The sequence below is a fragment of the Paracoccus gahaiensis genome (assembly GCF_005048225.1).
GTDB lineage: Bacteria > Pseudomonadota > Alphaproteobacteria > Rhodobacterales > Rhodobacteraceae > Paracoccus > Paracoccus gahaiensis.
In genome coordinates this window covers 1-12,297 of record NZ_SUNI01000042.1, presented here as the reverse complement: position 1 = coordinate 12,297, position 12,297 = coordinate 1, and the positions used below count along the sequence as shown (strand labels likewise).

The 12,297-nt window shown below is 58.5% G+C and carries 7 protein-coding genes; 2 read left to right on the top strand and 5 right to left on the bottom strand.

What is annotated here, in order from left to right; translation table 11 throughout:
- Nucleotides 1-659 precede the first annotated feature (659 nt).
- From drt3b to FA743_RS19295, 5 genes are all read right to left on the bottom strand, one after another.
- Nucleotides 660-2,717 carry an antiviral reverse transcriptase Drt3b gene (drt3b, locus tag FA743_RS19315; protein ID WP_136887702.1) on the bottom strand — a complete coding sequence of 686 codons (2,058 nt, stop codon included), beginning with the start codon at nucleotides 2,715-2,717 and terminating at the stop codon, nucleotides 660-662.
- Complete coding sequence (gene drt3a, locus FA743_RS19310) at nucleotides 2,710-3,960, bottom strand: antiviral reverse transcriptase Drt3a (protein WP_342774430.1); 1,251 nt, start codon at nucleotides 3,958-3,960, stop codon at nucleotides 2,710-2,712. Before drt3a ends, drt3b begins: the two co-directional genes overlap by 8 nt.
- Before the next feature lie 621 nt (nucleotides 3,961-4,581).
- Nucleotides 4,582-7,950, bottom strand: a complete 3,369-nt coding sequence (locus FA743_RS19305; RefSeq protein ID WP_136887700.1) for an error-prone DNA polymerase — start codon at nucleotides 7,948-7,950, stop codon at nucleotides 4,582-4,584.
- Nucleotides 7,947-9,467 carry a Y-family DNA polymerase gene (locus FA743_RS19300; protein WP_136887699.1) on the bottom strand — a complete coding sequence of 507 codons (1,521 nt, stop codon included), beginning with the start codon at nucleotides 9,465-9,467 and terminating at the stop codon, nucleotides 7,947-7,949. The genes FA743_RS19305 and FA743_RS19300 overlap by 4 nt, the downstream gene beginning before the upstream one ends.
- Nucleotides 9,385-10,143, bottom strand: coding sequence for an ImuA family protein (locus FA743_RS19295; protein WP_136887698.1), 759 nt, complete (start codon nucleotides 10,141-10,143; stop codon nucleotides 9,385-9,387). Before FA743_RS19295 ends, FA743_RS19300 begins: the two co-directional genes overlap by 83 nt.
- Before the next feature lie 158 nt (nucleotides 10,144-10,301).
- On the opposite strand from FA743_RS19295, the gene FA743_RS19290 reads away from it, so the two are divergent.
- Nucleotides 10,302-10,955 carry an SOS response-associated peptidase gene (locus FA743_RS19290; protein ID WP_136887697.1) on the top strand — a complete coding sequence of 218 codons (654 nt, stop codon included), beginning with the start codon at nucleotides 10,302-10,304 and terminating at the stop codon, nucleotides 10,953-10,955.
- A gap of 252 nt (nucleotides 10,956-11,207) precedes the next feature.
- Nucleotides 11,208-12,065, top strand: a complete 858-nt coding sequence (locus tag FA743_RS19285; protein WP_136887696.1) for a hypothetical protein — start codon at nucleotides 11,208-11,210, stop codon at nucleotides 12,063-12,065.
- Nucleotides 12,066-12,297 lie beyond the last annotated feature (232 nt).

The following is a 12,297-nucleotide window of genomic DNA, read 5'->3' as shown; positions in this document are numbered from 1 at the left end:
AACCCCAAGCACCAACCCGTCCCGCATGATAGCCTCCATCGCATATGACGTCGGTAATGACGTCAGTAACGACGCAGGTTAAGGCACAGGCCTCACCTCAGGCAGGCGGCCACAACCGGGTGGTTACCATATGTCTATGGTGGGACCTTTGGCTATATCGACCCTTTACCCTCAAGGACGCAGTCGTGTCCTCAGCTTGATGCCAATGATCGCTGACATGACAATCCTGAATGATCTGCATCCCTGAACGCACCACCGTCAACCCGGAAGAAACACATCTATGCCTAACGTTCTTATTGATCCTCAAGTAACCAACAATCACGGTAGATGGCAGCCGTTCAGCGTAGGAACCCTTTTTCTGTGAGCGTTGATAAGTTACGACGGGCTTTGGGAGCGCCGAGAGTTACCTCGACCACTCCCGCCGCGCCCAGCACCTCAGGTGTGTGCGAACGGAGTTCAACATGCCAAGCAACTAGCATGCAAAACAATCAGACCTCCGTCCGCCCGTTAAAGGGTCCGGTGAAGGATCACGCCGTCACCTTCACTCGCAACGAAGCCGTCGACTTAGCGCAATCGCTCCGATACTCATGCTGCTTGCTGATCTCGCGATACAGGCAAGCGGCGACGCCGCAGGGAAGGCTGAGCGAGTTATGTTTATCTTACTCGTAAGCTCTACTCAACTGCTTTTTTTCGATCATTCTTTTGAGATTTGTTACCTTCCAGTCAACAAACCAATCTCGCCCTGCAAACTGCGATAAGATCTTGTCGAGGTCAGTGTTTGAATTGGGAAACGGAATGGCCGTATCCCTTTGCGCGGCGTTGTGGGCTTTCATTGCCTCTCTAAAGATTAACCTACGACATCGGATGTCCAAATACGGACACGCTAGTAAGTCAAGAAGTAGGTGAAGGGACGAAGAATGAAGGGAGAGATCTGAATTTTCCTTAAACAATTTAATTGAAGAAGATATTAACTCCATCTTAAGTGAAGCACAGTCTTCGTCGTCCTGAAAAAGATATAGCTTAGTAACTATGCTGAAGTAATTTGGAGAACTTCCAATTCGCCGGCAACTGTCCACTGCGTCGGAGAAATACGTTCCATCAAACCCAAAGGCTCGAAGCGCACATAAAATATTTAGAACCTCAATCGCAGTCACGTGTTTGGTCGGTTCAGACCGAGAAAAATGCTGAGTCTCAATAAGCGAGGCGGTCCAAAGCTGAACCTTCTCGCGCAAAGAGTAGAAGTCATCTTTGGATGTTTTTCTAAGAAATTCCGCGGACTGAACTAGCATGCTGGCAAGATTCAGTGACGACGCCACATTTGGACAAAGTGAAAATGTATGAAATGCAGCCTCTAGATGAAATTTAATGGCTTGGCTATATAACGCGTCGAGTTCGGCTTGTTGATTAGGTAGGTTAAAGGCAGCTCGTCCATCAGGAGCTAGCTCATAGATCTCATGCCCGTCTTCAAGTATTTTTTTCAGCCTCAGTTTTAGGGCGGCGGTAACGTAGCTTGTAACATCTTCATATCCGACTCCAGAAACGTAGCACGCTCTTCGTAAGGATGACGCAAAAGCTTTAAAAAGGCGTGCTGTAGACAAAATACGACTAGGAAACTGCCTTGTTGCCTTTCCAATCTTAACTTGGCTTGTAAGGGGATCCACTAGCGCCTTAAGGAGACTGTTAAGTTCTGAGATTACCATGGATTTTTTGGTGTAGAACGGCCTAGATACTAACTCGGTCTTTTTTTCGTTTATGGCAAGCTTATAATCTGAAAGGGATTCTTCTATTTCAATCTTTATTTGATTCAGATCTTGGTCTTGGTCGTAAAATATATAATAGTTGTCAACGTAACGTCCTATCGCATAGTTTTTCCGGGCCGTAAGTTTATTGTTTTCGCTCATCTTGAGGCGATGTTCTACGTCGAAGTCGATCCGGCTCAGTATGGTTTCAGCAAATATACGTGAAATTTCCGGACCTATAACTATACCGTTTGTTTCATTGTAGTTCATGACTTGCATTGTTCGATCAAACGCCGATCCATACATTTCTGCGCCTGTATATGCTTTGGCTTTTCTTTGCGACTTGGTTGCCCAGGTGATTGAGTGAGTGTAAATATTTCCAAAGCAGTTGCTAATATCTAGCATACACATCTTCGCAAATCGTCGTTCGAGCGAATTATACAATGGAGAGTTAAAAAACTCGTGAAGCCGATGGAAGCCGCTGTATGCAAAAAAGCTAGCAGGATGCTTTGATATTAATTCGTTGTCAAGTGTAGTGACCGTTGATTTCTTTTCAGAATATATATTCTCGTTAGGATTTGAGATGTAGTATCTTCCAGCTACTCGCCTAGGTTGGCGAAGCGAAAATGAGCTTCGTTGACAGTAATATGGTATAAGATCTTCAAATTTTTCGTAGAATCTGGCGACTTCTAGCTGTGCTCTAGGATGGGGCAGGCCTAACCGACGATGAGATGTTTCATCTTTGATAATCCGGATCGATAACGGTTTGCTAGGCCGTTTGCTATCATCATTTGGAAGCAGAACTTTTGTAAAGAATTCATTTGCCCATCCTGTATAAGTTTCGAAATTCTTCATATTTTTATAGAAGCCATCATTTGATATTATGATTGGCAATTCCGAAGGTGTCGTATCGCTTAAAAGGGCGCGGAGGTAGTCGTCGCTTCGCATGACAACTGTGGTTGAGCCTTTTTTAGACATGACGCCAACACCTGTTCAGTTGAATCATTTCAGAAATTGAAAAATTAAAGTGCAGTTTCATTTCAACGTGACGTTGAAGGTTGAGTGCCAGAATCTGCTTTTTCTGCGCTCTCGGCACAGGCGCCAGCCTTAGTCTCGCCGCAAATGACGATCTTGGCGAAAGTAAAGTGGCATGATAAAAATTCTGAAGTTCCGATAATCCTTCCGACGGGAAGTCGATCTCGGGATATGTGTTGCACAACCCTGCTCGCCTTTTTGAGCTGCGGCTTTGATCGAAAAATTCGTAACCACTATTTAAGAGGAGATATCTGCGAACTAATTTTTGCGAATCGTGGTCTTTAAGGTATGCACGCAAGGATAGAATAAACTTTCTCTTTCTTTTTTCTATCTTTTTCTTACTTATGTCGATTTTTACTACCCTGAATGCGGAGCGAAACGCGCCACCCGGAGGATTGATGATCTTTCCGACATGGAAACAATATCCTAAGTAGTCAAATTTAGCGCAATAATCAGAATTCTTATCAAAATTATTATTTACTTTTTTAAAATAGTGTTTATTGGGTTCAGTATTAAACTCAAGCCCTTGAGGGAGGCTCGTTTGCAGGAAATCAAAGAACGAAGTCCTTTCCACATTTGGTGAAGTTATCATGATAATATCATCGACAAATCGAGCGTAGAATCTTAGTTCTGGATGGGCTAAAACTTTACTATCAAACTCCTTCAAATAGATCTCGGAAAGTAAGCCGCTGAGTGAAACACCTGCCGGTATTCCGTCGCAGTTTTCTGAACACCAATTAAGGAATCGGTCCAACATGCGCCGGAGTGAATAGGTGGTGCGTGTAGCGCTAATAAGGCATTTGCGTAAAGCGTCGATATTTATTGTTTGATAAAACTTTCTGATATCCAAGCGAACTATTGTATAAGGTATGCCCTCAGCCATAAGAATCTTCATTCGCCGTATTATCCGAGTGCGATCCGCTTGCTTTATTCCCGTTAACTTTTTCAGGTCATGGTCGAGTTTGCGCATGACGACGGCGCTTTCAAACGTTGCCGGTTGCGCAATAGGCCGACCATTGACTGACGATTTCGAGAATCGCAATGAGTATCTATCTTCATTAATTTTCTGAGCAAGTAGATTTAGCCGCAGGTTCTTAATTTCTTCTGACGCTAAGCCGAACTTCGCGCTATCAGTTTTTATCACGAAGGCGGACAATGTCTTATGGGAAAAGCTTGGGTCTAGCATTGCACCATTCTTATTAGATAATTTTGTATACGGTGGCATTTTATTTGAGATCGCGCAAGCCTTAGCCGTGTGAAAAGGAAGATTTAGCGAGACGGGTGATCTTAGTGCGACCTTGTATCTGTGATGGGGACCTGCCGAGAAGAAGTCACGAAGTCGGATAAGGAATGGGCGTTTGACAGCGTTTCATTCTGGCCTTCAGGGGCCCGGATGGACTGTAAACGAGCGAACCCCCGCTTTCTCGAATGAAAGTTTACAGGTATCTTGGATGGGACGGCAGCAGCGTGGTCTGAAATCGGAGTTCGGGAAGTGGTCCAGCGTTTAGCGTCAGTTTCGACGCTGGTCCCTTGCGTAGTTTTGACGAAATTTATGCCCCGGAACTGGCCCCCGTTTCGACCGGCAACTGGGCATGGCCACTTAGGCGTAGGGATATGCCTGGGCACCTGCTTGGGCGTGCGATAGTGATAAACTCAATGATGGCCGTCGCAGACGCTGCCGAGGCGGATCATACCTAGTCCTGCGGCACCTCTGCTCACCCACCATCAGACGGGGCTCCTGCTGTTGCGACGCACCGCGTGCCGTTTATCAAGTGTGAATGATAAACACCGCTCGGCACGCTGCAAGTTATCTGAATGCCCGTGTTTTCCCCTTGACCTCACCTATGCGCAGCTCCGGGGTATAGTCGTCTCTGGGGCGGGGCGTTGGCTGCACTGTCCCTTTCGGGCTATCTGCCGCGGGTGTGAGTCGATCCGACACCGGCGCGCCGCGATGGAACTCGTCGCCGCGCCCATGGGGCAGGGGGAAGGCGTCGCTCCGCTGACCGATGCTGGCGAGTTCTGCTGACAAGCTGGTGAGGCGATAAACGACCAAATGCACGACGTCGCCGTCGCGCTGGATACGTCCTGCAGCGGCGATCATCCCGGCGGAGAGGATGATACGACGGTTCGCCTCGAAGACCTTCGGCCAGACGACGAGATTGGCGATGCCGGTCTCGTCCTCGAGAGTGATGAACATGGTGCCCTTGGCGGATCCGGGGCGCTGACGGACAAGGACCAGCCCCGCGATCTCGGTCCAGCGGCGGCTCGGAGCGGCCATGGCCTCGGCACAGGTGCGAATGCGGCGGGTGGAGAGGTTGACGCGCAGGAAGGAGACCGGGTGGCGGCGCAAGGACAGGCCGGTATGCCCGTAATCCTCTACGACCTCGCGCCCGGCAGCCATCGGGCGCAGGGAGACGGTGGGCTCGATATGGGGCGTGGGTGATGAGGCGGCACGCGGTCCGCGATCCTGGTGGGTGGCATCGTCGTGGGAGCCGGGCGGGTCATCATGCCCTGCAGATGCTGGCGCATCCTGCTCCACCGCAGCAAACAGCGGCAGGTCGTCATTGCGCAGCCCCTTGATGGCCCAGATTGCCTCCCGCCGTGCGAGGCCAAAGGCGGGCCGGAACCCGTCGGCCTCGGCGATGCGGGTCAGGGCGGCCATCGGTGCCCCCGCGCGGCGGCAAAGATCGGCGACGTTGGCGAAGGGCCGGGTGGTGCGGGCGGAGCGAATGGCCTCAGCATGAGCCTCGGCCAGCCCCTTGACCATGCGCAGCCCGAGGCGGACGGCGAAGCGATCGTCGCCGGCGTCGCCCGCCGGCTCCAGCGTGCAGTCCCAATCCGAGGCACTGATGCAGACCGGGCGGACCTCGACGCCGTGATCGCGGGCGTCGCGCACGATCTGCGCGGGGGCGTAGAACCCCATCGGCTGGCTGTTCAGCAGCGCCGCGCAGAAGGCATCGGGATGCCAGCATTTCAGCCAGGCCGAGGCATAGGCGATCAGCGCGAAGCTGGCGGCGTGGCTTTCGGGAAAGCCGTAGCTGCCAAAGCCCTCCAACTGGCGGAAGGTGCGCTCGGCGAAGTCGCGGTCGTAGCCGCGTTCGACCATGCCCTCGACCAGCTTGTCGCGGAAGCTGGACACCCCGCCGGTCATCTTGAAGGTGGCCATGGACTTGCGGAGCATGTCGGCCTCGCCCGGGGTGAAGCCCGCGCATTCGATGGCCACGCGCATGGCCTGTTCCTGGAACAGCGGCACGCCGAGGGTCTTGCCCAGCACCTTCTCCAGTTCCGCGGTGGGGTAGTGGACCGGCTCCTGCCCGGCCCGGCGGCGCAGATAGGGATGGACCATGTCGCCCTGGATCGGGCCGGGCCGGACGATGGCCACCTGCACGACCAGATCGTAATAGGTGCGCGGCTTCAGCCGCGGCAGCATCGACATCTGGGCGCGCGACTCGATCTGGAAGGTGCCGAGGGTGTCGGCCTTGCGGATCATCGCATAGGTGCGCGGATCCTCGGCCGGGATGGTGGCCAGGTCGTAGCGGATGCCCTTGTGCGCGGCGATCAGGTCCAGTCCCCGGCGCATGCAGGTCAGCATGCCAAGGGCCAGCACATCGACCTTCATGAACTTCAGCGCGTCGATATCATCCTTGTCCCATTCGATGATCTGCCGGTCGGCCATGGCGGCAGGCTCGATGGGGACCAGATCGTCCAGCCGGTCATGGGTGAGGACGAAGCCGCCCGGATGCTGGGACAAATGCCGAGGTGCGCCGCGCAGCTGCGCGGCCAGATCCAGCAGCAGCCGCAGGCGGCGGTCGTCGGGGTTCAGGCCCAGCTCGCGGAGCTGATCGTCGGTGATGCCCTCCTCGCCCCAGGACCAGATCTGGCCGGAGATGGCGCGGATCAGATCCTCGGGCAGGCCCAGGGCCTTGCCGACGTCGCGCAGCGCGCCCTTGGAGCGATAGCGGATCACCACGGCGGTCAGGGCGGCATGGCTGCGTCCATAGGTCTTGTAGACCCACTGGATCACCTCCTCGCGGCGCTCGTGTTCGAAGTCCACGTCGATGTCGGGCGGCTCGCGGCGTTCCTCGCTGATGAAGCGTTCGAACAGCAGGTCGTTGCGGCCCGGATCGATGGAGGTGATGCCCAGCACATAGCAGACCGCCGAGTTCGCCGCCGAGCCGCGCCCCTGACAGAGGATGCCCCGGGAGCGGGAGAAGCGGACGATGCTGTTCACGGTCAGGAAGTAGGGGGCGTAATCCAGCCGGGCGATCAGGCGCAGCTCGTGGCGCAGCGCGGCCCGGACGCTGTCGGGCAGGCCCTCGGGATAGCGGGTCGCCGCCCCCTCCCAGGTCAGGGCCTCCAGCGTCTGCTGGGGCGTCAGGGCCGGGTCGTCGCGTTCTTCGGGGTATTGATAGCGCAGCTCGTCCAACGAAAAGCGGCAACGATCGGCGATCTGCTGGGTTCGCGCCAGCGCTTCGGGATAGCGCGGAAACAGCCGCGCCATCTCGGGCGGCGCTTTCAGGTAACGGTCCGCATGGCGCTCGCGGCGAAAGCCTAGGGCATCGACGGTGGTGGTGTGGCGGATGGCGGTGACCACGTCCTGCAGGATGCGGCGGTCCGGGACATGGAACAGCACGTCATTGCTGATCACCGTGGCCACGCCCAGCCCAGCGGCGAGGGTCGACAGCTCGTGCAGGCGCAGTTGATCGTTGGGGCGTCGGCGCAGCGTCAGGGCGAGATGCGCCCGCTCGCCGAACGTGTCGCGCAAGCGGCGCAAGCGCAGGGCGCAGGTGTCGTCCGCCGCGTCGGGGATCAGGATGGCCAGCAGCCCCTCGGCATGGGCCTGCAGATCGGGCCAGTCCAGATGGCATGCGCCCTTGCCCGCACGGGCCTTGCCGATGGACAGGAGCCGGCAGAGCCGCGACCAGGCCGGGCGGTCGATGGGATAGACCAGCACCGACATCCCGCAGCGCAGATCCAGCCGGCAGCCGACGATCAGCCGCACGCCGGTCTCCCTGGCGGCCTCATGCGCCCGCACGATGCCGGCAAGGCTGTTGCGGTCGGTCACCGCCATGGACTTGATGCCCAGCAGGGCGGCGGTAGCGAACAGCTCCTCGGCCGAGGACGCGCCCCTCAGGAAGGAGAACTGCGAGGTAACCTGCAACTCGGCGTAGCTCATCCGAACACCCCGTGGATGAACCAGCGATGCGAGCCGGTGGTGGCGTCCTCACCGTCGCCGGCGCGGAAGATCCAGAAGCGCTGGCCCGCCTCGTCCTCGATGCGGAAATAGTCGCGCACGGCCCGGGCCTCGGCGTCGCGCTTCCACCATTCGCCGAAGATCCGCTCCGGCCCATCGGCGCGGCGGACCCGGTGCCGAATGCCGCGCCAGGAGATCCAGTTCGGCGGATGGTCGGGTAGCAGCGCCATGGTGTCGATGGGCTCGGGGCGGGGCAACAGGCGCGAGGGGCGGGGCCAGTGCCCGGGCCAGCCCAGGCCCTGATCCGGCGACAGCGCGGCGATCCGCGCCACCGAGCGTTCCGGCACATCGCTGGTCACCGGGCTGAGGCGATAGACCGAACGATGTCCAACGCGGTTGGCCAGCATGTCGACCAGGTCGGAGATGTCGGGCGGGGCCTGTTCCAGCAGACTGGAGGCTTGTCGCGCGACCAGCGGCTCGGCCAGGGTGGCGGTCAGGGTCATGATCTCGATCCCGAAGCCTGGATCGATGCTCGGGATCTTGTCGCAGAGCAGCCGGGTCAGGCGCTTCGGGTCGCGTTGGGCCACGGCCAGTCTGACGCGGACCGTCTCGATCCTATTATCGACCCGCCAGCAGAGCAGGTCCAGCCGACGCGCGCCTTCGCCCCGGGCTTCCAGCGCGGTGCAGAGGTCAGTGACCAGCTTGCCAATGTAGCGGGCAATGGTCTCGGCGGCGGCGATGGGTTCGGCGAAGCTGCGGCGAACCTCGATCAGGCCAGCGGGGCGCAGGGGATCGATGGGCTCGGCCACCTCGCCCAGGGCCTGATCCAGCCTGCGGCGCAGCTCCGGGCCAAAGCGGAGGGTCAGCGGCGCGCGGGGGGTGTCCATGAGGTCGCCGATGGTGGCAAAGCCCAGATCCCGCAGCCCGGCCCCGGTGGAATGCGGCAGGCGCAGTGCCGCCAGGGGCAGCGGCGCCAGCACCGTCGCCGTGGAGCCGGGCAGGGCCATGCAGACTGTGCTCTCGCGGTGGTAGCGGGCCAGCGCATGAGCTGCTCCCCAGGTGTCGGCAATGGCAAGGCGTGCGGTGATGCCCGACGGGGTCAGGCGCCCGAGCAGCATCTCCAGCAGCGCCTCCTCGCCGCCATGCAGATGATCGGCGCCGGTCACGTCGATCACCACCCCATCGGGCGGATCGACCGCCACGATGGGCGCGATACGCTGCAGGAGCCACAGGCCCAGCCGCTCCAGCGCCTCCAGATCGGCGCGGGCGTCGGCAGCTTCGATGCGCAGATCCGGGACCAGCGCCTGCGCCTTGCTCACCGGCATCCCGACGCGCAAACCCAGACCAATGGCCGCCTCGCAGGCTGCGGTCACCACCCGGCGGTTGCCGACCCGACCCGCCAGGATCAGCGGCGCCTCAGCCGAGGGCGTGCTGTCTGCCTGCCGCTGCAGCCGGTCGATCGGCCACATCGGCAGGCAGACCGAGATGACCCGTGCCATCGCAACCCTCCAGCTCGAGATCGAAGGACTCGCCCGCCCGCGCCCGGATCAACTCGATCAGCCAGCGCGGCCGCCCGACGCCCGGAACGGGCAGGGGGGCCGAAGGCAGCACCGAGACCCGCCAGCGCGTCATCGCCGCCGTGGGCTGCCCGAAATCGCTGGCATCCGCCTGGCGCCGCCAGCGCCTGAGCGCGATGCCGGTCGTCCCCGAGGCCTTGGCCGCCAGATGCAGCCGCCGCGAGGCGGTCATCGACAGCCGCGCCACATCGGCGACCACGGCGCCCAAACCACCATGGCGCAAGCCTTCTTCCATGCAGGCCAGCACGGCGGTGTCGTCGCCCGCCTCGACATAGATCACCCGGTCGGGCGACAGACCCGCCTGCTCCAGCCCCGGGGCGAAAAGATCGGCCTGGGTCACGCACCAAAGCACCGGCCCCGGCAGTCGCGCGGCGATCCCGGCAGCAAAGGAGGCCGCTGCCGCGCCGTCGACGGCTCCGGCGCCTCCGCCGGCGATCTCGTGCAGGCAACCCACTGCCAGACCGCCCTGCGGCATCCGGCGGTCGAGCATGTCGACGCCGAAGGGCAGCACCTCGCGCGCATACGTCTCCGCGCCCTCGAGATGGGCAATGCGGGCGCGGAGCGCGGCGACGGTGGGACGGGGAACGAGTTCGGTCATGATGGGGCAGGGTGCTTTGCCGGTTGGGAACGGGAATCGCAGTTCCTGTTTTGTTCCTACGGGGGCGCGAGTCAACCGCCGGGCGGCAATCGTGATGAGAGGGTGCGGGCGACCAGCGTTCGGCTATGCTGTGACGGCGGCAGAGGAGATCAACGTCGGTGTGCAACTTATACAATCTGACCACCAACCAGCAGGCGATCCGGGACTTCGTGCGGATCACCCATGACGTCGCCGGCAATCTTGAGCCCGACCTCGACGTCTACCCTGATCGTCCGGCACCGGTGGTCCGGCAAACAAAGGAGGGCCGGGAACTGTCACGTATGACCTGGGGCATGCCCACACCGCCGCAGTTCCTGAAGGCCCCGGATGCCCCCGACACCGGGGTCACCAACATTCGCAACACGACGAGCCCGCACTGGCGGCGCTGGTTGGGGCCGGAAAGCCGTTGCGTGATCCCCGCCACCGCCTTCTCGGAATACGGACAGACCCCGGATCCGGTGACCAAACGCAAACCGCTGTGCTGGTTTGCGCTGGACGAGACCCAGCCGCTGTTCGTCTTCGCCGGGATCTGGACGACATGGCACGGAACGCGGGGGTCAAACCGCACCCCGCGACCGGGGCAGCATCAGCTGTTCGGGTTCCTGACCACCGAGCCGAATGCCGTGGTGAAGCCGATCCACCCGAAGGCCATGCCGGTGATCCTGACCACACAGGAGGAGATTGATATCTGGCTTAACGCGGGCTGGAAGGATGCCAAGGCGTTGCAAAAGCCCTTTCCGGATGGTGGACTGGTGCGCCGAGAAGGGAAGTAGAGCGTGCGCTTCTTTTTGTTACAAGAGTGCCGCGCCCAGACGCGATGGACCGAGAGCGGTATTTCCGGCGGTGCGGCACTGCGATCACACCAGTCTTGGAAAAGCAGAACTTCGTATCGGCCGCAGCGACAATCCCAATGGGTTCGCCACAGCGGCGCAGCGTGGGCAAGAGGCGGTGCGGTAAGCGATCCCATTGCGCTAACGAAGCGGAAGCCTCAGACCGTGCAAATATCCTTAAGAAAGGCTACACCGATGAGGCTAAAGAAAGACCCCATTGGCATTGATGCCCTCGAAGAATACCTTACGTCTGCTTCCGATTTCGCCTTCGAGCTTCGCATTTTTGAGATGCTGACAACAAAGGACATCGATTGTGTGCATGGTGGCCAATATAAAGATCCTGACACCGGAAAATTCCGTGAGTTCGACCTCAGGGCAAGAGTTACCCGGGGTTCTGTCACCCTCACCGCCGCAATCGAATGCAAGTCGGTTGGCAAGCACTTTCCATTGTTGGTGTCCTGTGTCCCGCGCGATGAATCGGAAGCATTCCACCAAATTTTCATTCACGAGCCTACGCCGGAGGAACCGTCAGACTTGTTTCACATGCCACGGGTCGTTGGCGAAGGCAAAGAAGGGGTGGACGTTCGTCCAAGCCAAATTTACCCAGTGGGAGGTTCAGTAGGAAAGAGCACAGCTCAGGTTGGTAGGCGCGAAACGAAGGACGCAGAGTTGCACGCCAATGACGCGGAGTTTTTTGAGAAATGGTCACAGGCTCTTCAGTCTTTGGATGATCTTGTCTACGAAGTAGCGGATGATGAATTTATTCAAGAGCGATGGGACGGAAGGCTGCATGTCGGCCTTGCTCTGCCGATTGTCGTTGTGCCGAACGAAACACTATGGTCGGTCAACTACGCCAGTAACGGGGAACGCGCGGGACAGCCTGCTCAAACAGATCGAGTTTCGATTTATATTGCCAGATCCTATCACCACTTTGCCGTCGGATCTCTTGACATCTCCCATCTAGAGGTGATGACCGAAGCTGGTCTGGCCCATTTCTGCGATACCTATTTGGCAGATTCCGCGAGTATCAGAGCGTTCTTGCCGCGGCGTTGAGGCCTCGAGCCTCGCACAACCGCGCGGCCAGCCCCCCTGACCTGCCCCCCGGAACGTCCCTTGGTTTGATGTAGAGTTTGCTTCATCACGAAGGAGCATACGATAGTAAGCCTGCGGTGAGGGCCGTCTGCTCTGATTGAGCAAATAGTCTTAAGGCATTGCCTTATGTCATACGCTTCAGTTGTTTCACCAATCGAGATTTTCGCCGCCGATGAGGTTGGCCGTCGTCGGC